This window comes from Geomonas azotofigens (genome assembly GCF_018919395.1).
Taxonomy (GTDB): Bacteria; Desulfobacterota; Desulfuromonadia; order Geobacterales; family Geobacteraceae; genus Geomonas; species Geomonas azotofigens.
The window spans coordinates 888,383-910,569 of record NZ_JAHLME010000003.1 but is presented as its reverse complement, the minus strand read 5'-3'; the positions used below and the strand labels follow the sequence as shown (position 1 = coordinate 910,569).

Sequence of the window (22,187 nt, the reverse complement as noted above, 5' to 3'; positions counted from 1 at the left end):
AGGGAGACATGGGAGACCCGGCAACGACACTTCGCGCAGTCCCATCCGACGCCGAAAGCCCGGCGACCGGCAAGAGCGTCAGCCGCGGTCACCTGGTGAACCGCCTGAACTACGTCAACTTCCAGGACCAGACCGTGCTGGTCTGCCTGAGACACCTGGTCTACGACGACTCCATCATGCTCCGCGCCCGCCCCGAGCCATGCGCCGGAGAGCGGCTGGAATGCCGGTGGGACGAGCCGGAGAGCATCCGTCAGATCCTGAAGACCTACCGTTTCGACTACCTCCTCATCGCGGACGGCAGGAAGTACCTGGTGGTGAATTCGGAACTGCTCGCCATCGACGAGAAGGGGCTCACCCTGTTGCTCCCCGCAGCCTGCCGCGAATTCCAGGCCCGGAAAATCCGGCGCCACCCCGCCAGCGGCATCTCGGCGCAACTGCTGCAGCACGGCGTGCTCTTCAACTGCGACCTGGTTGATTTCACACCGGTCAGTCTCCGGGTTGCCGGCACCTGGGAGCGGCCCGAGGCCCTCAACTGGATCAACACCGAGGAGCCGGTGCACCTGAGGCTGTCGCGCGGGGAGGAGCTGATCTTCTCCGGAAGCTTCGACATCCTCTCCCTGCACCCGGCCAGGCGACGCTGCTCCTTCGTCTTGAAGCAACACCAGGACAACATCCGCCGCTTCAGGCCCAAGACCTACCGCAACGCGCGCCAGGAGCTGGTACCGTCCCCCAACGTGGTTTTCAACCACCCGCTGATCGGCAAGAGGTTGAACCTGAAGATGGGGGACATCTCCGGTACCGGCTTTTCGGTCGAGGAGAACGAAGGCGAATCCGTGCTGCTGCCCGGCATGATCATCCCGGGGCTCAAGATCAGCTTCGCCCAAGGGTTCACCCTTGACTGCACGGCGCAGGTGCTGTCGCGCAACGTGACCGGGACCGGCACCGGGGAGCGAAACGTGCGCTGCGGCTGCGCCATCCTCGAGATGGAGATCCACGACCACGTGAGGCTCCTCTCCATCCTGCACCAGGCGTCGGACCGCAACGCCTACGTCAGCACCGAGGTGGACCTCGACGACCTGTGGGATTTCTTCTTCCAGACCGGCTTCATCTATCCCGGGAAGTACGCCCACTTCCAGGCCAACAAGGAGCGCATCAAGGAGACCTACGCCAGGTTGTACAGCGAAAGCCCCCACATCGCCCGGCACTTCATCTACCTGGACCGGGGCGCCATCCTTGGTCACCTGGCCATGGTCCGCCTCTACCAGGACTCCTGGCTCATCCACCATCACGCCGCGCGGAAGTCGGCATCGGTGAAGGCGGGGGTGGCCGTGCTGCAACAGGTGGGGCACTACCTGAACGAGCTGGAGACGTTTCCATTCGCGCACCTGCGCTACGTCTTTTGCTACTACCGGCCGGACAACAAGTTCCCGGCCCGGGTGTTCGGCGGTTTCGCCCAGCGCCACGGCGACCAGAAAAGCTGTTCCCTCGACCTCTTCGCCTACTTCCACTATCACCCCGAGGGCGAGGAGCAGCCGTGGCCGGAACCTTGGACGCTGGAGCATAGCGGTGACTTCGATCTCGCCGAACTGGCCGGCTTTTACCGGCATGTCTCCGGCGGGCTCATGGTGGACGCCTTTGATCTTCACCCCGGCACAGCCGGAAACTGTGAACTGAACGAGGAATACCGCCGCCTGGGCTTTCGCAAGGAGCTCTACCTCTACTCACTGCGCAAGGGGGGCGGCCTGAAGGCCTTCTTCCTTGTTAACCGCACCGACGCAGGCTTCAACATGGCCGAACTCACCAACTGCGTCACGGTCATCGTGATCGATGATGAAACGCCGGCGCCCCTGATCGAGCGCTCGCTAAGGCAGGTGAGCAGTCATTACCAAGGGGAGGGGATGCCGGTACTTACCTTCCCGCACGCCTACGCCGAAAGCAAGGGGCTGCCGCGCGAGAAGAACTACCTCTTGTGGACCCTCGACATGCACTACAGCGACCATTTCCTGCGGTACTGCGACACCCTTTTCAAGGGGCACGGCAAAACGCCCTGACACCGACCCGGAGCCGGAATGGACCAATCCCGCCTACGCGACAAGCCGCTGTACAACAGCAGGATCATCAACTCCTTCATCCTGCTGGTGAAGCACAAATACAGCCACGTCGACATCAACGAATTGCTCGAGTACGCGGGGATGAAAGAGTACGAGGTCGCCGACCAGGCGCACTGGTTCCGGCAGGACCAGGTGGACCGCTTCTACGAGCGGCTGCTGCAGATGACGGGCAACCCCAGGATCGCCAGGGAGGCCGGACGCTACGCCGCCTCTCCCGACGTGCTCGGGGCCATGCGCCAGTACATCCTGGGGCTCGTCGACGCCTCCAGCACCTTCGACATCATCAGCAAGGCCACCGCAAACTTCACCAGGAGCACGACCTACCGTTCACGCCGGCTCGCCTCCAACATGGTCGAGATCACCGTCACCCCCGTCGAGGCGGGGCTTGAGAAGCAGTACCAGTGCGAGAACCGCATCGGCTTCTTCGAGGCGATCGTGCTCATGTTCAACCACAAGCTGACCGACCTGCAGTACTTCCCGGAAATTCGCCACCTCCCCACCATCCAGCAGCCGGAGTGCGTATTCCGGGGCGACCCGGTCTGCCGTTACATCGTCACCTGGGAGAAGAGCGCCTACACCTACTTGAAGAAGGCCCGCAACTTGATGCTGCCGGTCCTGGTCGCCGCGAACCTCGCGTTTATCATGGCCCTGCGTGGGCAGGGCGCGGTCGAGTTCCTGCTCGGCTCGCTGTGCCTGTTTCTCGTGGTCTGGCTGGCGGCGGAGATGAGCGAGAAAAGGGCCATCAAGGAGGGGCTAAGCAGCACCAACCACTCCATAGAAAATCTCCTTGAGCAGATCGATCTCAACTACAACAACGCCATGCTGACCCACGAGGTCGGGCAGCGCCTGGGCAACTTCACCCGCCTCGAGGAGATGCTCATGGACGTGGCGGACATCATGCAGCGCAGGCTCGAGTACGACCGCGGCGCCATCTTCCTGGTGAACGGGGACGAGGTGCGGCTGCAGCTGCGCGCCAGCTACGGCTACGGCGCCGGGGAGCTCGGCTGCCTGAACGGTCTGGAACTACCGCTGAACCAGGACGGCGCGCACGACGACGTCTACGTCGCCTGCCTCAAGGAGCAACGCCCCTTCCTGGTCAACGACCTGGAACGGGAACAGGAGACGCTCGGGCAGCGGACCCTCGCCTGCGCCCTCAAAAACGGCACCAGGGCCTTCATCTGCTGTCCCATCGTGTCCGACGGGGTCTCCCTGGGCGTCCTCGCCGCGGAGAACGTGAAGACCAAACGTCCCCTGGTGGAAAGGGATGTCAGCCTGCTCATGGGGACAGCCTCCATCATCGGTATCAGCTACCGGAACTGCCAACTGATCGGCGCCCTGGAGCAGGCCAAGCAGGAGCTCGAAAAGCGGGTGGCGCAACGGACCACCGACCTGGAGCAGAGCCGGCGCAAGGTGGAGCTGCAGCACGAGGAACTGACGCGGACGCTCTTCGAACTGGAGGAGGAGACCGCTCAGAGGCTGCAGGCCCTGGAGGAACTGGGCGAGAAGGAGCGGATGCTGCTGCAGCAAAGCCGCCTGGCGGCGCTGGGTGAGATGATCAGCAACATCGCGCACCAGTGGCGCCAGCCGCTCAACGAACTCGGACTCATCGTGCAGGAGCTGCCCATCATGTTCGACCGCGGAGAACTCACCCGCGAGTACCTGGGCGCGAGCGTCGCCCGTTTCATGAGACTTTTGAGCCACACATCGAGGACCATCGACGACTTCAGGAACTTCTTCAAGCCGGACAAGGAAGCGGTACCGTTTCGGGTCGCGGCGGTGGTCGAGAAGACGCTCTCCCTGGTCCAGGAGAGCTTCCGGCACCTGCAGATAGCGGTCGACCTCAAGGTCAGCGGCGACCCGTGGGTCACCGGCCATCCCAACGAGTTCTCCCAGGCGGTACTCAACATCCTGTTCAACGCGAGGGACGCCTTCCTCGAGCGCAACATCGAGAAGCGGCAGATATGGGTCGCGGTGTTCGAGGAGCGGGGAAGCTCGGTGGTCACCGTGCGGGATAACGCCGGGGGAATCCCCGAGGCGATCATGGAGAAGATCTTCGATCCCTATTTCACCACCAGGGGGCCGGAGCGCGGCACCGGCATCGGCCTGTACATGTCCAAGGTGATCATCGAGAAGAACATTCCCGGCTCGCTCACCGCGCGCAACGTCGCCGACGGGGCGGAGTTCAGGATCGCAGCGCCCGCCGAGGCGGCACACGGGCGCCGCGCCGATTGACAAGGTGGTGGAGCAGGCTAGAATAAGCGATTGTTAATGTGCCACGTCACACGTTTTAACACTGGCACAGGCAGGCGGCCGAGCAGACGCAGCAACTGTTGAAACGCTCGGCTTTTTTTTGCCGACGGCACACGGCCGGCGGCGCGGAGTATGCCATGGCGCCCTCGTACATCCTGCTCGTGGAAGACAATCCGGACGACCTTTTCCTGGCCAGCCGCATCATCGGCAAGGCGTGCGGCCACGAGATCCTGACCGCGCGGGACGGGGAGGAGGCCGACGAATTGCTCAGGCGCATGGAACGTGACGACACCTACCGCCACATCAGGTTGGTGCTCCTGGACCTGAAACTCCCCAAGATCAGCGGCCTCGACCTGTTGCGGGGGATCAGAACCAGCGACAAGCTCCACGAGTTGGCCGTCGCCATCCTCACCTCGTCGGACAACGAGACCGACCAGGAGCAGTGCTGGCAACTCGGCGTGGTGGATTACATCTACAAGCCGATGACGGTGGACCGGCTCAAGGGGATCCTGTCGCGCTACGAGGGGGCTCAATGAGAGACGAGGCCCGGGAGGGCGCAGGCATCAGCATGCTCTACGTCGAGGACGAGGCGGACGCCCGCCAGATGGTCTCGCGGATGCTGGCCATGAACTACCCGAACCTCACGCTCTACAGCGCGGACAACGGGCTGCAGGCGCTGGAACTGTACCGGCAACGCACCCCGGAGATCGTGATGACCGACATCAACATGCCGGTCATGGACGGCATCAGGATGTCCCGCGAGATCAAAACGATCAACCCCGAAGTCCTCATCATCGCCGTCACCGCCCACAGCGACACCTCCTACCTCTTGAGCGCCATCGAAATCGGCGTGCATCACTACGTCCTCAAGCCGCTCAACTACCAGGAACTCTTCGCGGTGCTGGACAAGGTCCTGGAGCAGATCGAGCTGAAGCGCCTGGTGAGCGCGCAGCACCGGCGCCTGGCCCAGAGCGAGCGCCAGCTCGCCGCCGCCCAGCGCATCGCGCGCCTGGGGAGCTGGCAGCGGGACCTGGACGCGGAGATAATGGACTGGTCCGACGAGATGTACCGCATCTGCGGCCTGGAACCCGGCTCCATCCCCGCTTCGTACCAGGCGTTCCTGGAGCGGTTCCACCCGGAGGACCGCGCCGGGGTGGCAAGCTCGCTGGCAAGGGCGCTGGACCCGGACCGTCAACCCGACCACACGTTTGTCCGGGTGCTCCGCCCGGACGGTGCCCTGCGCATCGTGCGCCTTGAGGTCGAGGCGGTCCGGGAGCAGGCGGGAACCACCGGGGTGATCGGGACCTGTCACGACGTCACCGAGCTTAAGCAGGCGGAACTGCAGGTCCGTTCGCTCACCGAGGGGCTGGAGCGGCGGGTATCGCAGCGCACCTCCCTGTTGCAGGCCACGGTGAGCGAGCTTGAGAATTTCAGTTACTTCGTCTCCCACGACCTCAGGGCGCCCGTGGCGCGCCTGGAGGGATTCTGCACCGCCCTCTTGGAGGACTGCGGCGGCTGCGGCCATGCCAATTGCCGCCAGTACGCCGAGCGCTCCGCCAACGTGGTGCAGCAGATCAAGCAGATCATGGATGCCTTCAACAGCCTCACCCACCTGGCGCGCTGCGCCCTGACCATCAGCGACACCGACCTGAGCGCGCTCGCCCGCGGCATTTCGCAACGTCTCGCCCACTCAGAGCCCAAGCGCAGGGTCGAATTCGTGATCGCGGAGGGGGCGCGGGTCAAGGGGGACCCGGAGCTCCTGGGCAAGGCGCTCGGGCACCTCCTCGATAATGCGTGGAAATTCACCTCGAAGACGGATCGGGCGCGCATCGAATTCGGCTGGAACGACCAGGAGGGGGTGAGGACCTATTTCGTGCGCGACAACGGGGCGGGGTTCAACATGAAGTACGCCCCAAAGCTCTTCAAACCGTTTCAGACCATCCACGCCCCGGGCGAATTCGGGACCGGAACCGGGATCGGGCTCGCCACCGCGCACAGCATCGTGCTCAGGCATGGCGGGCGCATGTGGGCGGAAGGGGAGGTGGGTCGGGGGGCGGCCTTCTACTTCACGCTGGAGCCCAACCCCGAGTCGGGGAGCTACCTCAAGGAGGCGTGAGCCGTTGCGAGGCGTCATGACACGAAAACCCGGGGCGATACAGGCAGCGAACAAGGAAGACGCCATGGCGCATCTGGCGGCCATCGTCGACTCCTCCAACGACGCCATCCTCAGCAAGACTCCCGACGGCATCATCACCAGCTGGAACCAGGCGGCGGAGGCCCTCTACGGGTACGACGCCGAGGAGACCGTCGGGCGCAACATCAGGATGCTGGTGCCCGAGGACCGCCTCGAGGAACTGGACCAGATCACCGCGAAGGTGCTGCGCGGGGAGAAGATACGCAACCTGGAAACGGTGCGCCTGGCCAAGGGGGGGCGCGAGGTCCAGGTTTCCCTCACCCTGTCCCCCATCTTCGACCACCAAGGGGGCCTCACCGGCATATCCATCATCGCCAGGGAAAACGCGGAACAGCTCCATAAGGAGCGGCTTTTGCGCGAGAGCGAGCGCTACTACCGCGCGCTGATCGAGATGGCGCCAGACGCCGTGCTGGTGCATCGGGACGGAGCCTTTCTCTACGCGAACTGCGCGGCCCTCGGGACCTACGGCGCCTGCACCCTCGCGCAGCTGCAGGAACGCACCTTCCTTGACCTGGTACACCCCGATGACCGCCAGGCGATGCGGCGGAGCGTCGCTGCGGTCATGGAGGAAACGGCCCCCAGCACCCTCGAGTTCAGATTGCTGCGCCTGGACGGCGGCGAGCTCTTCATGGAGAGCTCCTCGACCAGGATCGACTACCAGGGCAGTCCCGCCATCCAGACCATCGCCCGCGACGTGTCGCAGCGCAAGGCGGCCCAGGCCGAGCGCGAAACCATCCTGAAGGAGCTCGCCTTCCAGCAGTCGCGCTTCGAGGCGGTGGTCGAGCAGCTCCCGGTGGGCGTGGTGATCGCCGAGGCGCAATCGGGGAGGGTGGTCTACCAGAATGAGCTGACGCGGGTCATCTTCCGGGAGGACGAGGGGGAGGTGGTCAACGCAGCGGATTTTGGCCGATGGAAGATGTACACCCTGGACGGCAGGCCGCTTCCCACCGAGAGATACCCCCTGATCCGCGCCATCGAGCGCGGCGAAACCGTCTTCGCCGAGGAGTACCAGATCCTGCGCGGCGATGGGACCCGCGGCTTCATAAACGTCAACGCCACCCCGCTGCGCGACATCTCCGGGGAAGTCATCTCGGGGCTGGCCGCCTTCTCCGATATCACCGAAAGCAGAAGCGCCGCCAAAGCCCTCCTTGAAAGCGAGGAGCGGTTGAAGCTCGCGCTGGACGCGGCCGAAATGGGCTCTTGCGACATCGACGTCGCCAGCGGGAAGGGGATCTGGTCGCGACGCCACTACCTGCTGGTGGGGTACCCGACACCGCCGGAACAAAACGGAGAGGCGACCATCTCCATGTGGCAGGACCTGATCCATCCCGCCGACAAGGACCAGGTGCTGGCCGCGTTCGACCGCGCCTGCAAGGAGCACGACTTGTTCCGATCGGAGCACCGCATCGTGCGGGTGGACGACCAGGCGGTGGTCTGGGTCAACGTGATGGGGCGCTTTTGGTGTGAGGACGGGGCATGCCGCTTCATCGGTGTCATCTTCGACGTGACCCTGCGCAAGGGCATCGAAGAGGAACTGCGCCTGTCGGCCCAGCGCTTCCGCAACCTGGCCGACTCGATGCCGCAAATCGTCTGGACCGCGAACCCCAACGGCACGGTGGACTATCTCAACGCCCATTTCGAGAACTACACCGGGGTGCGGCGCTGCATCCTGGCACAGACCTCCGGCGATCCCGATCTGCTGATAGGCAACCTCATCCACCCCGAGGACCGGGAACGTACCGCGCAGGTGTGGCGCCACGCGGTGGAGACGGGGGAGACCTACCAGATCGAGCAGCGCATCAGGTATCGCGACGAGGGTTACCGCTGGCACTTGACCCGCGCCACGCCACAGCTGGACGATGAGGGGAGGGTGGTGAAATGGTACGGGACGGCGACCGACATCAACGACCTGCGGGAAACCCAGGAAAAACTGCGCGCCAGCGAGACCAGGTTCCGCTGGCTGTACGAGTCGAGCCTGGTGGCGATCTTCTTCTGGACCCGCGACGGCTTCATCACCGACGCCAACAACGCCTACTGCGAGCTGGTCGGCTACAGCGAAACGGAGTGCCGCGGCGGGACCCTGAGCCTCGCCGACGTCACCCCCCCCGAGGAGTACGCGAAGGACCGGGCGGCGATGGAGGAAACCATCACGCGCGGTATCAGCCGGACCTACGAAAAGGTCTTCGTCAGGCGCAAGACCAACGAGCGGGTCGCGGCGCTCACCGCCATCGCCCGCATGGCGGAGTCGGCCGCGGAGGGGATCGGATTCGCCGTCGACCTCACCGATTTGAAGCGGGCCGAGCAGGCGCTCAAGGAGAGCGAAGCGAGACTCAAGCTCGCGGTGGAGACCACCGGCCTGGGCATCTTCGACGTCAGCCTGCAGACCGGCAAGGGGGACTGGTCCTCCATCGCGAAACTGCACTACGGCATCGCCCCCGAAGCCGAGGTGGACCTCGATACCGTGCTGCGCATGGTGCATCCCGAGGACCGCGAGCGGCTGGAGCTGATCGTCAAGGACGCCCGCAGCACCAACGGCGCCGGGCTCTACAGCGCCGAGTACCGTTCCACCGCCCCCGACGGCAAGCTGCGCTGGCTCAGCATGCGGGCCCGGGTTTCCTATGACGACTATGGGACACCGATGAGGCTGGTGGGCGCCTGCCTCAACGTGACCGACATCGTTTTGGCGCAAGAGGCGTTGCGGGAGGAGATGACCGAGCGGCTGCGGGCCGTGGAGGAGCTGCGCCGCCAGGAACAGCTGCTGATCCGCCAGGGGCGCCTGGCGGCGATGGGCGAGATGATCGGCAACATTGCGCACCAGTGGCGCCAGCCGTTGAACACGCTGGGACTCATCGTCCAGGAACTCCCCAGTTTCTACGAACAGGGGATGTTCACCAAGCAGTACCTGGACAACAGCGTGTGCCGGGCCATGCAGGTGATCAACTACATGTCAAGGACCATCGACGGTTTCCGCAACTTCTTCGGCCCCGAGAAGGAGAAGCAGAGATTCAAGGCCGCGACCATCCTGGAGCAGACCCTGGCCATCCTTCAGGCGGCCTTCGCCGCCGCCAAGATCGCCTTCGACGTGGAAGCCGACCCGGAGGCGGAGATCTTCGGCTCCCCCAACGAATACTCACAGGTACTGGTCAACATCCTGATGAACGCCAAGGACGCCCTGCTGGAACGCAAGGTTGCCGATCCAAGGATCGTGATCCGGCTGGGATGGCGAGGCGGCAAAACGTTCCTCACCATCGAGGACAACGCCGGGGGGATTCCCGCCGACATCGTCGAGAAGGTCTTCGACCCATACTTCACCACCAAGGGGCCTGACAAGGGCACCGGCATCGGCCTGTTCATGTCCAAGACCATCATTGAAAAGAACATGCAGGGGGCGCTCACGGTCTGCAACACCGAAAGGGGCGCCCGTTTCTGCATAGAGGTGTGACCGATGGAACAGCCCAGTCAACGCTTCAAGGAGGTCTCCCTGCTCCTTGTCGAGGACGAGATCGAGGCGCGCGAGATGCTCGCCAGGATGATCGCCCTCAACTACCCGGGGATCAAGATTTATGCGGCTGACGACGGCAGGGCCGGGCTCGATCTGTACCGCCACTACCAGCCGGACGTGGTGGTGACGGACATCAACATGCCGCAGATGAACGGCATCGCCATGGCCCGCGAGATCAAGGAGCTCAATCCCGACGCCACCATTGTGGCGGTCACCGCGCACAGCGAGACCAGCTACCTCATGAACGCCATCGAGATCGGCATGGACCACTACGTCCTCAAGCCGGTCAACTACCCAGAACTGTTCCGGGTGCTGGACCGGGTCGGGGAGAAACTGACCCTGAGGCGGCTGGTGGCCCAGCAGGTGGCAGCCCTGCGCGCCTCGGAGCGGCGCTTCTCCACCATCTTCCAGGCCACCCCCGACCTCTTGAGCATCGCGAGCCTCACCGACGGCAAACTGGTCGAGGTGAACGAGGCTTTCCTGAGGGTGCTCGGATTCGACCGCGAAGAGGTGATCGGCCGCAGCAGCCAGGAGCTCGGCCTCTGGCTCGACGAGGGGCAGTTCGGGGCGATGCTGCTGGAGTTGTCCGAGAAGGGGGCGGTGCGCGACCTCGAGGTGCGCATCAAGGGGAAATCGGGGCAGGAACTGGAGGGGTTGGTGTCGGCCGACAGCATCGAGATGGACGGGAGCGTCTTCCTGCTCACCCTGTTCAAGGACATCAGCGAGCGCAAGCGGCTGGAACAGGTGATAAAGCACCAGGCGCAGCACGACCCCTTGACCGATCTTCCCAACCGGAAGCTCTTTTTGGACTTCCTGGCCCTGGAACTGGCGCAGGCGCGCCGCAATCGGAAGAACCTGGCCGTGCTCTTCCTGGACCTTGACCATTTCAAGCAGATCAACGACACCTTGGGGCACCCTGCCGGAGACCTGCTGCTACAGTCGGTGGCCCAGAGGCTGAAGGGCTGCGTGCGCGAATCCGACACGGTGGCGCGCATCGGCGGCGACGAGTTCAACGTGCTCATGCCGGACCTTGCGCAGGCGGACGACGTGGGGACCGTGGTCAACAAGATCATGGGGGTCTTCCAGGCGCCGTTCCGGCTGGAAGGGATAGAGGTGAAGGTGGGGACGAGCGTCGGCATCAGCATGTTTCCCGCCGACGGCGACAGCTGCGACGAGCTGCTGCAAAAGGCGGACAGTGCCATGTACACGGCCAAGCAGAACCTCGGCAACAGCTACCAGTTCTACAACGCCGAGATCAACGCGCGCACGCTGAACCGCCAGAACCTCGAGCGGCAGTTGCGCCAGGCCGTCTCCAGGGGAGAGTTGCAGCTCCTCTACCAGCCGCTGTTGAGCCTCGGCAACCGGCGCATCATCGCCGCCGAGGCACTTTTGCGCTGGCACCACCCGGACCGGGGCCTGCTCCTTCCGGAGCAGTTCATCACCATCGCCGAGGAGAGCGGCGTGATAGTGCCGATCGGGGAGTGGGTGATCCACCATGCCTGCGCCCAGATGAAACGGTGGCAGGAGATGGGGTTCGACCTGTCGCTGGCGGTCAACCTCTCCAACCGCGAGTTCCACCAGCCCCATGTTCTCGAACAGACCCTGACCGCCCTCTCGCAGACCGGCCTCGGCGCCGGAACCCTGCAGATCGACATACCCGAGCGGGCCATCATGGAGAACGGCCCGTCGTCGCGGCAGAACATGCTGCGCCTTACCGAAGCGGGGGTCGCCTTCTGTGTCGACGATTTCGGCGTCGGCTCCTCGTCACTGCAGCGGATCCGGCAGCTTCCCATCGCCAAACTGAAGATCGATCGCAGTTTCATCACCCACCTTGAGAACCCCGACAACCTGGACGTGGTCTCCGCCATGATCTGCATGTCCCACAGCCTGAAGCTTACGGTGAACGCGGTCGGCGTGGAACGGCCTGAGCAACTGTCGCTCATGCAGGACTACGGCTGCGACGAGGTGCAGGGCGACCTGATCGGCCGGCCGTTACCCGCACCGGATTTCGAGGAGATGCTGGCCCGGTCGATGGCGCTGGACACGCCGCAGTTTTAGGTGCCTAGCGACCGAAGGCCTTCAGGAACCCGGGCAGCAGCAACGGGTTGTTGCACCGGATCGCGCCCCCAAGGAAATCCATGATCCCGGGACGGTAACCGTCGTACCAGATCTTTCTGAACATCTCGGCGCTGGTGCCGCACTCACAGTCGACCGGTTCCGGAGTCGCCCCCTTCACCACGCGGTAGCCAGCGGAACCGACGACGATGGTGACGGTGTCCTGGTCAAGGTGAAACCGAAAGACCGTCTCCTTGTCGAAGATCCCCTCGCGAAAAGCGGCTTCCATTTCCGATATCATGGCTTCAATCACAGCTAACTCCTTGCATGACAGTTGTTTTTAACTGACTGCTCATCCTAAAGAACTTCAACAGGGATGAATGTTGCGGCTCTGAATCTTGACGTTATATGGCAGGTGGTTGAGCAACTCAGGCAACCGGATAATATTGGCCAGCTCCACCCGTGTCAAACTTTTACTTGATCAAGTGCCGCATCTCTCTATGAAGGGGTTTGCATGGCCAGTGCTATTCTTTTTTTCGTTATTGAGTTTCATTACTCTTGTAATATCCTTGGCATCCTCTATCTTTTAATTACAGAGACACTCAGTTTCCTGTTGTGATTGGAGCTTGTTGTGGAAAAGGTGCCATTTCGTTCAATACCAGACCTGCTGCGACACCAAGCGACCCGGCTCGATGCGAAGTTGGCGGTGAAGTTCAGAAAGCAGGGGAACTGGGTCACGCTGAGCTACTCCCAGTTCTACAATCGCGCCCTCATGGTGGCGCGCGGCCTGCGCAAGCTCGGCATCAGGCCGGGCGACAAGGTGGCCATCCTTTCCGAAAACCGCGCCGGCTGGATCATCGCCGACATGGGGATCCTCTGCGCCGGTGCGGTAACCGTCCCGGTCTATCCCACCAACACCCCCGAACAGATCGAATACACCTTGAACCACAGCGACGCGCGCATCGTCTTCATCTCCGGAAAGTCGCAGTACCGCAAGCTCGTCAAGGTCAAGGACGCCATACCCATGGTGCAGCTGGTGGTCTCCTTCGAGCGCTTCCTCGGGGAGCCATCGCTGCCGCTCACCACGTTCTACCAGCTCTCCGAGATCGACGACCCGATCAGCGATCAGGAGCGCGAGGAGCTTTCCGCCGGCATCGACGCCATCGAGCCCGAGTCGCTGATGACCATCATCTACACCTCGGGAACGACGGGGACCCCCAAGGGGGTGATGCTCTCGCACCGCAACATGCTCTTCGACGTCTTCGCGACCATGAAGAAGGCGGCGGTGCTGGACGAGGGCGAGGTTTTCCTGAGCTTCCTGCCGCTAAGCCACGTGCTGGAGCGGTGCACCGGCTACTACCTGCCCGTCGCCCAGGGGGCGATGATCGCCTTCGCGGACAGCATCGAGAAAATCGCGGAGAACATGCTGGAGATCCAGCCGACCATCATGGTGAGCGTCCCCAGGCTCTTCGAGAAGATCCACTCGCGCATCTACGAGCACGTGCACCAGCTTTCCCTGTACAAGAGGAAGCTGTTCAGGTCGGTCCTCGCCATCGGGCGGAGCTACGTCTACGCGAGGTACATCGACAAGAAGGTGCCGTTGTGGCTGGCACTTCGGTACGCCGTGGTCGACCGCCTGGTCTTCAGCAAGCTGCGGCAGCGTTTCGGCAACAACCTCAAGTTCTGCTCCAGCGGCGGCGCTCCACTGGACCGGGAGATCAACGAATTCTTCTGGAGCATCGGTGTCCCCATCCTGGAGGGGTACGGGCTCACCGAGACCAGCCCCGTCCTTTGCAACAACACCTTCGACCAACTCCGCTTCGGCAGCGTGGGGACGCCGCTGGAACAGACCGAGTTCCGCGTGGACGATGACGGCGAACTGCTGGTACGCGGCCCGCAGGTGATGCTCGGCTACTACAAGGACGAGGCCGCAACCCGGGAAGTCCTCAGCGACGGGTGGCTGCGCACCGGCGACATCGGACATTTCGAGGGGCCCTTCGTGGTGATCACCGACCGGAAGAAGGACCTGATCATCACTGCCGGCGGCAAGAACATCGCCCCCCAGCCCATCGAGAACCTGCTGAAGCGGGACAAGTACATCTCCCAGGCCTACGTCTACGGAGACAGACGACCCTACCTGACCGCGCTGCTGGTGCCGACCCTGGAGAAGCTCCTGGAGTTCGCCCAGGAGAAACGGATCGCCTACACCGACCTGGAGGACCTGGTGGTGCATGAGCCCGTCCGTGAGCTGTACCGGCAGCGGATCGAGGCCGTCAACGCGGAACTGGCCCATTACGAGACCATTAAGGATTTCGTGCTGCTGCCGCGCGATTTCACGCTGGAGGCGGGCGAGCTGACCCCGACCCTCAAGGTGAAAAGGCGGGTGATTTCTGAACGTTATAAGGATAGAATAGAGCGGATGTATACCGTCGCGGAGAACTGAGGCCGCGCGATGAGCCGGAGGATGTGATGAGACAGATGAACAAGGTTGCCGTTTTGGGTGCCGGCGTCATGGGAGCGGCCATCGCCGCCCATCTTGCCAACGCGGGTATAGAGGTGCTGCTGCTCGACCTGGTGCCGGAGCAACCGCCGGGATCGCCCCCGGAAAAGGCGCAGCGCAACCTGGTCGCCGACCGGGCGGTGGCGGCGCTCGCGAAGAGCAAGCCCGCCGCGCTCTACGCTCCCGAGTACGCCGCCTGGATCCAGACCGGCAACTTCGAGGATGACAGCCACCGGCTCAAGGAGTGCGACTGGGTCATCGAGGTGGTGCTGGAAAATCTCGAGGTAAAGAAACGCCTCTTCCAGGAGAAGGTGATACCCAACCTCAAGGAGGGCGCCATCCTCTCCAGCAACACCAGCGGCCTGTCGGTGAACGAACTGGCGCAGGCGCTGCCGGCTGAGCTACGGCGCCGCTTCATGGTGACCCACTTCTTCAACCCGCCTCGCTACATGCGCCTCATGGAGATGGTCCCCTGCGGCGAGACCGATCCGGACCTGCTGCGCGGCATGGCATCCTTCATGGACAAACGGCTGGGCAAGGGGGTGGTGTTCGCCAAGGACACCCCCAACTTCATCGCCAACCGCATCGGCACCTACGCCGGCGCCGCCACCTGGAAGCACATGACGGAGATGGGGCTCACCGTGGAAGAGGCCGATGCCGTCACCGGGCAGGCCATGGCCCGCCCCAAGACCGCCACCTTCGCCCTTTGGGACCTGGTCGGGATCGACACGGTGGTGCGGGTCATGGACAACAGCTACCAGCTGCTCACCGGCGACGACGAGCGTGACCTGTTCCGGGTCCCGGAGAGCACGCGCCGCATGGTCGCCGAGGGGCTTACCGGCAAGAAAGGGAAGGGAGGCTTCTTCAAACGGGAGATGGTGGGGGGCGCCAGCGTCAAGCTCTGCTACGACCCGGAGAGCGGCGCCTACCGCGAGTGCGTCTCCCCCAAGTTCGGCTCGGTCGTGGCGGCGAAGCAGATCGACGACCCGGGCGCCCGGGTGAAGGCCCTCGTTTCCGGCAACGACCAGGCCGCCGAGTTCGCCTGGCGGACGCTGCGCGACACCCTGATCTACACCGCCAAGCGCCTTCCCGAGATCGCGGAGGACGTGGTCAACGTCGATAATGCCATGAAGTGGGGGTACAACTGGGACCTCGGCCCCTTCGAAATCCTGGACGCCCTGGGCGTCGCCTCGTTCGTGGCCCGCGCCGACCGCGACGGCGTGGCCGTGCCGCAACTGTTGCGCGAAGTGGACACCTTCTACCGGGTGGAGCAGGGGAAGCGGTACTACTACAGCATCGCGGACCGCAAGTACCGCGAGGTGCCGCTCACCCGCGGCCAGGTCTCGCTCACCCTTTTGAAAAGCGCGGGGGGGGTGGTGGAGCAAAACGCGGCGGCCTCGCTCATCGACATCGGCGACGGCATCTTCTGCCTGGAGTTCCACTCCAAGATGAACACCATCGGCGGCGACACCCTGAGCATGATCCAGAAGGGGCTAAGAAGAAGCGAATCCGACGGTCTCGGCATGGTTATCGCCAACGAGGGGAGCCTTTTCTCGGCCGGGGCCAACCTGATGCTGATCGCCATGGCCTGCGCCGAGGGGGCGTGGGACGACCTGAACCTCACCGTGAAATCGTTCCAGCGCGCCATGATGGCCATCAAGTACTCCCGGATCCCCGTGGTCGCGGCGCCGCACAGCCTGGTGATGGGGGGAGGGTGCGAGACCTGCCTGCACGCCGATGCCATCAACGCCCACGCCGAGACCTACATGGGGCTCGTGGAGATCGGGGTGGGGCTCATCCCGGCCGGCGGCGGCACCAAGGAGATGGCGCTCAGGGCCATCCGCCTCGCCGAGGCCAACGGCGCCGATGTCACCCCGTTCCTCGTCAAGAACTACCAGAACATCGCCATGGCCAAGGTGAGCGGCTCCGCCACCGAGTTGATGGCCATGGGGCTCATGCGCCCCGGCGACGGCATCACCCTGGCCCTTGACCGCCGCATCCACGACGCCAAGCAAAAGGCGCTCTCCCTCGCCGCGAACTACCGCCCCGGCAGGGCCGAGGTGGCGGTTAAGGCCCCGGGACGCGGCATCGCCGCCAGCATCAAGACCCAGCTGTGGAATCTCGAGCAGGGAGGCTTCATCTCGGCCTATGACCACTACCTCGCCGCGGGGATCGCCGACGTCATCACCGGCGGCGACGTGCCGGCCGGGACCATCATCAGCGAGGAGTACCTGCTGGACCTGGAACGCGAAACCTTCCTCAAGTTCTGCGGCCAAAAGAAGACCCAGGAGCGCGTCCAGCACATGCTGAAAAAAGGGCGACCACTCAGGAACTGATTCCGGTTCACTATCTCCCTCCCCAGGAGGGGCGCGGGAGGCGGGGAGGGGGGAACCGCCAAAGCCTCCCGCAGCGGTTACCGAGCGAACAAAGCCAGCAAAGGAGCAACGCCATGCGAGCAGCATATATCGTCGAAGCCGTACGCACGCCGGCCACCAAGGCCTACAAGGGTAAGCTCAAGGACGTCCGCCCCGACGACCTCGGCGCCGCGGCGATCAAGGGGCTGGTCGAGCGGACCGGCCTGGATACGGCGCTGGTCGAGGACATCATCATCGGCTGCGCCTTCCCGGAAGGGGAGCAGGGGATGAACGTCGCGCGCATCGCCGCGTTCAAGGCGGGCATCCCGTACCAGGTCCCGTGCCAGACCGTGAACCGGTTCTGCTCGTCCGGGCTGCAGACCATCGCCTCGGCCGCGGACCGCATCATGGCGGGGTTCGCCGACTGCATCATCGCCGGGGGGACCGAGAGCATGTCCATGATCCCCATGGGGGGGAACAAGTACAGCGCCAACCCGGGGCTGGTGTCGGCCTGGCCGGAGACCTACGCCTCCATGGGGATCACCGCGGAACGGCTGGTGCAGAAATACGGCATCTCCCGTGAGGACCAGGACGCCTTCGCCCTTGCCAGCCACCAGAAGGCGGCGCGGGCGTTGGCAGAAGGAACCTTCGCCGAGGAGACCATCGCGGTACCGGCGCAGTACTGCTCACTGGAAAACGGCAAGCTTAGGTGCCGCGAAGAGCTGGTCGACGCCGACGACGGCGTGCGGGGGGATACCACCATGGAGGCCTTGGCGAAGCTCAAGCCCGCCTTCAAGGCGGACGGCACCGTGACCGCCGGCAACTCGTCGCAGATGACCGACGGCGCGGCGGCGGCGCTGGTCGTGTCCGAGGATTTCCTGAAAAGGACCGGGATGAAACCGCTGGCGCGCTTTGTCTGCTTCGCGGTGAAGGGGGTTCCCCCCGAGATCATGGGCATCGGCCCGGTGGAAGCCATCCCCGCGGCACTGAGGATGGCGGGGCTCGCCCAGGACCGGCTCGACCTGGTCGAGCTCAACGAGGCCTTCGCGGTGCAGGCGCTTGCCTGCATGGGTGAACTGGGACTCGATCCGGCGCGGGTCAACGTCCACGGCGGCGCCATCGCGCTCGGGCACCCGCTTGGTTGCACCGGGACCAAGCTGACCGCGACGCTGCTACACGAGATGCGGCGGCGCGGGTCGCGCTACGGCATGGTCACCATGTGCATCGGCGGCGGCATGGGGGCCGCCGGGATCTTCGAGCTGAGCTGAGCCGGACGAACGCGTTCCACTACCAAACGAGAGGTGTGTCATGGCAGCAAAGATATTCAAGGGAGCGGAATTCCTCATCACCGAGACCGGCAAGGACGACGTCTTCGTCCCGGAGGATTTCAGCGACGAGCAGCGCCAGATCGGCGCCACGACCGAACAGTTCGTCGCGAACGAGGTGATCCCGGCGCGCGAAGATATCGAGCACCAGGACTTCGACAAGGTGGTGCAGCTGTTGCGGCGCTGCGGCGACCTGGGGCTATTGATGATCGACGTCCCCGAGGAGTACGGAGGCCTCGAGCTCGACAAGGCGACCAGCATGCTGGCGGCGGAGAAGATTTCCGGATCGGGCTCCTTCTCGGTGGCCTACGCGGCCCACAGCGGCATCGGCACCCTGCCGCTGGTCTACTACGGCACCGAGGAGCAGAAGGAACGCTACCTGGAGAAACTGACCAGCGGCGAGTGGGTCGCGGCCTACTGCCTCACCGAGCCCAACTCCGGGAGCGACGCGCTGGGCGCCAAGGCGAGCGCGACCCTCTCGGCGGACGGCAGCCACTACATCCTGAACGGCACCAAGCAGTTCACCACCAACGGCTCCATCGCCAATCTCTATACCGTCTTCGCCAAGGTGGACCGGGAGCATTTCACCGCGTTCCTGGTGGAGCGGACCATGGAGGGGGTGAGCGTCGGGCCGGAAGAGAAGAAACTGGGGATCAAGGGCTCCTCGACCACCCAGGTCATCCTGGACAACGTCAAGGTGCCGGTCGCGAACGTGCTGGGCGAGATCGGCAAGGGGCACAAGATCGCCTTCAACGTCCTGAACATAGGGCGCTTCAAGCTGGGCGCCGCGGTGACCGGTTCCGCCAAGTTCGCCCTGGCGGACGGGGTGAAGTACGCGGTGCTCAGAAAACAGTTCGGCCGCCCCATCGCCTCCTTCGGTGCCATCCAGGAGAAACTGGCCGACATGGCGGCCGAGATCTTCGCCTCGGAATCGCTGGTGTACCGCCTGGCCGGACTCATCGACGACCGGCTGGCCACCATCCCCAAGGAGACCCCGAACTACTACGACGCCTACCAGAAGGGGATCGAGGAATACGCCATGGAGTGCGCCATAGCCAAGGTGTTCTGCTCCGAGATGCTCGCCTTCGTGGCGGACGAGGTGGTCCAGATCTACGGCGGCTACGGCTTCATCCAGGAGTACCCGGCCGAGCGCTACTACCGCGACGAGCGCATCAACCGCATCTTCGAGGGGACCAACGAGATCAACCGGTTGCTGATCCCGGGAACCCTGCTCACCCGCGCCCTGAAGGGGGAGATCCCGCTGCGGAGCGAGGCGATGAAGGCGCTCGACGCACTCACTACCCCCTCCTTCGATGAAACCGACGACTCCGTTCCCTTCGCGGCCGAGAAGGCCCTCCTGTCCGGTCTCAAGCAGCTGTTCCTGGTGGTGGCGGGTTCGGCGGCGCAGAAGTACCAGGCGGCCATCAAGGACGAGCAGGAGCTGCTCATGGCGCTCGCCGACGTGGTGATCAACATCTTCGCCATGGAAAGCGCGGTGCTGCGCGCGGAGAAGATCCTGCCGCGCCTGAGCGAGGCGAAGCGACCGGCGGTCACGGCGGCAGTCAGGAGCTTCTGCTTCGGCGCCAACGAGAAGACCGCCAGCGCCGCCCGCAAGGCCGCCTTCTACAGCGAGGAGGGGGACACCCTGGCCGTCCTCTTGGGCGCGGTCCGGCGCTTCACACGTTACCATGCCACCGGTCTGCTCCAGGATAAACGGATCCTGGCCCAGGCCGTCATCGAAGCCGAGAAGTACCCTTTCTGAGACCTAAAGCCATGGGCATTGGCTCGGGCCGGTTCTGACTGAGATGTCAGCGGAACCGGCCCGTTCTTTTCCAGGTTACCTCGACCACCTCAGGAATTCTCAAAGCACTGTCAGAAGGTGTCGATGAGAGTAAAAATCTTCATTTTATGAGTGGTGGAACGCGGAATCTTGTGGCAGAATTGACACTTAAGAGAGTTTTAAGCGTGGCTGTGTCAGTAGCAGTGGGAGGGACACATGAACGTGCCTAACGGCAGTGGCGAGGGCATGTCCGGCGCACCGAAGGCGCCCGGCGGCGGGAGTCCGGAAACGCAAGGCGACGGATCGGAAGGGGGGGCACCCGTGCGCGGCCCTGCCGGCGACTGCGAAAGCAGGCTCGCCGAGGCACAGAGTGAGCTCCGCCGTCTCGGCGACGAGCTGAACAGGCAAAAAGCCGCCGCGGACAACCTGGGCAGGGAGCTGGAGACCTTCAGCTACGCCGTGTCCCACGACCTGCGCGCTCCGCTTCGGCACCTGATCGGCTTCAGCAACGCCCTCCTCGAGGACTACGGCGAGGTGCTGGAACCGACCGCACACAGCTACCTGGACTGCATCGTCCGGGCGGGGCGCAAGATGGAGGGGTTGGTGGACGCCCTGCTGGCGTTGTCGCGGATCGGGCGCCAGGACATGACCCCGCTGAACCTCGACCTGAGCCAGATGGCCAACAGCTACGCCGCCTGCGTCAGGGAAGGGGACCCGGGCAGAAAGGTGACCTTCAAGATCCCGCAACGGCTCCCCGCGCGCGGAGACGCGGTGTTGTTGCGAACCGCACTGGAACATCTTTTGGAGAACGCCTGGAAGTTCACGGCGAAGAAGGAGTCCGCCACCATCGAGATCGGCAGCGAAAAGGAAGGGGACGAGGTGGTCTATTTCGTGCGGGACGACGGCGCCGGCTTCGACATGCGCTTTGCCGACCGGCTTTTCGGGCCGTTCCAGCGCATGCACCGCGACGAGGAGTTCCCGGGGCTGGGCATAGGGCTCGCCATCGTGCAGCGCATCATCAACCGCCACGGCGGCAGGATCTGGGCGGAGGCCGAGGTGAACGCCGGGGCGACCTTCTACTTCACCCTGGGGAGCTGATCGGCGCGAGCCGCGCTAGGCCGGGGACGGGCAGTCCTGGGATAGCGAACCGAAGTACAGCTTGAAGTCGTTGAGCCGCAACAGCATGGCCGCCCGGGTGATGTTTTCCGCCAACAGGGCGTTGCCGGCGTTGGCCGCGGCGAGCAGTTCGCGGTAGTAGTCGCGCAGCTGCAGCCGGTGTTTGTCCTTGGAAAAAAGGGCGGACCTGAGCTTTGAATAGACGCCGGAAAAGCTGTTCAGCATCAGGGGGTAGATACGGTTGCCCGACATCACCGCCATGGCCAGGTGCAGCTCCCAGTCGAAAGTCACCAGCGCCGAGGAGCAGTTGCGCAGCTTCTCCGCCTTGCGCAGCAGGGCCGCCAGCCCGGCCGGGTCGTTCTCTACGGCACGGCGGGCGTAGTCCGGCGCGAACTGGACCCTCAGCTCCAGCAGGTGGGTGGCCAGCTCGTAGGGAAAGGGGTCGCTGTTCCTGGTGATGGAGGAGAGGATCTCCAGGTCCCCCTGGGACCAGAAGTCCTTCACGACGGTGACGTGCCGTTGCTGCACCGAGATCCACCCAGCGTTTTGCAGCTTCTGCAGCGCCTCCCGCACCGTGGTCCTGCTGACCGCGAAACGTTCGGCGAGGTCCCGTTCGCTCGCCAGCGGGCTCCCCGGCTTGAACTCTCCCTTCAACATCCCGTCCACCAAAGCCTTCTCCACCATCTGGCAGGTCTTCCTCATCGGCCCCCTCACTTTTTAGACGGCAGCCAGCTCAGGCTTGCATACCTTTGATGGTCCGCGCCACACAACCAACCGCGCGTCGCGCAAACGTACAAATATTTAAAACATAGTTTTGTTTAAATGACAACGGAATTTTTTCCGCAACGAGGGATTTACTCTGGCCAACGGCGTCGAAAGGGCGGGGCGTTAGGGGATCCACCCCAGGGCGGCGCGCGGTGTGGTCTCCACCCCGACCGCAGGTGGAGACGAGCGGCCCACTTCACAGGTAGACACTGTTTTAGTAATTATCGGAGCGAGA

At 64.0% G+C, this 22,187-nt stretch carries 13 protein-coding genes; 11 read left to right on the top strand and 2 right to left on the bottom strand.

Annotated elements, in window-relative coordinates; all coding sequences use genetic code 11:
• Positions 1–8 precede the first annotated feature (8 nt).
• From KOL99_RS13750 to KOL99_RS13725, 6 genes are all read left to right on the top strand, one after another.
• Positions 9–2,051, top strand: a complete 2,043-nt coding sequence (locus KOL99_RS13750; protein WP_216511020.1) for a pilus assembly protein PilZ — start codon at positions 9–11, stop codon at positions 2,049–2,051.
• An 18-nt stretch (positions 2,052–2,069) separates the two neighbouring features.
• Positions 2,070–4,343 carry a GAF domain-containing sensor histidine kinase gene (locus KOL99_RS13745; RefSeq protein ID WP_216511019.1) on the top strand — a complete coding sequence of 758 codons (2,274 nt, stop codon included), beginning with the start codon at positions 2,070–2,072 and terminating at the stop codon, positions 4,341–4,343.
• A 155-nt stretch (positions 4,344–4,498) separates the two neighbouring features.
• Positions 4,499–4,897 carry a response regulator gene (locus tag KOL99_RS13740; protein ID WP_216511018.1) on the top strand — a complete coding sequence of 133 codons (399 nt, stop codon included), beginning with the start codon at positions 4,499–4,501 and terminating at the stop codon, positions 4,895–4,897.
• Positions 4,894–6,477 carry a sensor histidine kinase gene (locus tag KOL99_RS13735; protein ID WP_216511017.1) on the top strand — a complete coding sequence of 528 codons (1,584 nt, stop codon included), beginning with the start codon at positions 4,894–4,896 and terminating at the stop codon, positions 6,475–6,477. The genes KOL99_RS13740 and KOL99_RS13735 overlap by 4 nt, the downstream gene beginning before the upstream one ends.
• 16 nt (positions 6,478–6,493) lie before the next feature.
• Positions 6,494–9,997 carry a PAS domain-containing sensor histidine kinase gene (locus KOL99_RS13730; protein WP_216511016.1) on the top strand — a complete coding sequence of 1,168 codons (3,504 nt, stop codon included), beginning with the start codon at positions 6,494–6,496 and terminating at the stop codon, positions 9,995–9,997.
• Between the two features lie 3 nt (positions 9,998–10,000).
• The gene (locus KOL99_RS13725; RefSeq protein ID WP_216511015.1) at positions 10,001–12,115 is read left to right on the top strand and encodes an EAL domain-containing protein; all 2,115 of its coding nucleotides are present in this window, start codon (positions 10,001–10,003) and stop codon (positions 12,113–12,115) included.
• A gap of 4 nt (positions 12,116–12,119) precedes the next feature.
• Here KOL99_RS13725 and KOL99_RS13720 read toward each other — a convergent pair whose 3' ends face one another.
• Positions 12,120–12,425, bottom strand: a complete 306-nt coding sequence (locus KOL99_RS13720; RefSeq protein ID WP_328760354.1) for a hypothetical protein — start codon at positions 12,423–12,425, stop codon at positions 12,120–12,122.
• A 318-nt stretch (positions 12,426–12,743) separates the two neighbouring features.
• On the opposite strand from KOL99_RS13720, the gene KOL99_RS13715 reads away from it, so the two are divergent.
• The 5 genes from KOL99_RS13715 to KOL99_RS13695 all read left to right on the top strand — a co-directional run bounded on the left by KOL99_RS13715 (position 12,744) and on the right by KOL99_RS13695 (position 21,169).
• A complete protein-coding gene (locus tag KOL99_RS13715; protein WP_216511014.1) occupies positions 12,744–14,555 on the top strand; it encodes an AMP-dependent synthetase/ligase in 1,812 nt (603 codons plus the stop codon).
• Positions 14,556–14,581: 26 nt separating this feature from the next.
• Positions 14,582–16,948 (top strand): 3-hydroxyacyl-CoA dehydrogenase/enoyl-CoA hydratase family protein, encoded by a 2,367-nt coding sequence (locus tag KOL99_RS13710; protein WP_216511013.1) that lies wholly within the window; start codon positions 14,582–14,584, stop codon positions 16,946–16,948.
• Positions 16,949–17,061: 113 nt separating this feature from the next.
• Positions 17,062–18,234 (top strand): thiolase family protein, encoded by a 1,173-nt coding sequence (locus KOL99_RS13705; RefSeq protein ID WP_216511012.1) that lies wholly within the window; start codon positions 17,062–17,064, stop codon positions 18,232–18,234.
• A 40-nt stretch (positions 18,235–18,274) separates the two neighbouring features.
• The gene (locus tag KOL99_RS13700) at positions 18,275–20,053 is read left to right on the top strand and encodes an acyl-CoA dehydrogenase family protein (RefSeq protein ID WP_216511011.1); all 1,779 of its coding nucleotides are present in this window, start codon (positions 18,275–18,277) and stop codon (positions 20,051–20,053) included.
• A 234-nt stretch (positions 20,054–20,287) separates the two neighbouring features.
• The gene (locus KOL99_RS13695) at positions 20,288–21,169 is read left to right on the top strand and encodes a sensor histidine kinase (protein ID WP_216511010.1); all 882 of its coding nucleotides are present in this window, start codon (positions 20,288–20,290) and stop codon (positions 21,167–21,169) included.
• Between the two features lie 15 nt (positions 21,170–21,184).
• On the opposite strand, the gene KOL99_RS13690 is transcribed toward KOL99_RS13695, so the two are convergent.
• Complete coding sequence (locus KOL99_RS13690; RefSeq protein ID WP_216511009.1) at positions 21,185–21,889, bottom strand: GntR family transcriptional regulator; 705 nt, start codon at positions 21,887–21,889, stop codon at positions 21,185–21,187.
• Between the last annotated feature and the right edge of the window lie 298 nt (positions 21,890–22,187).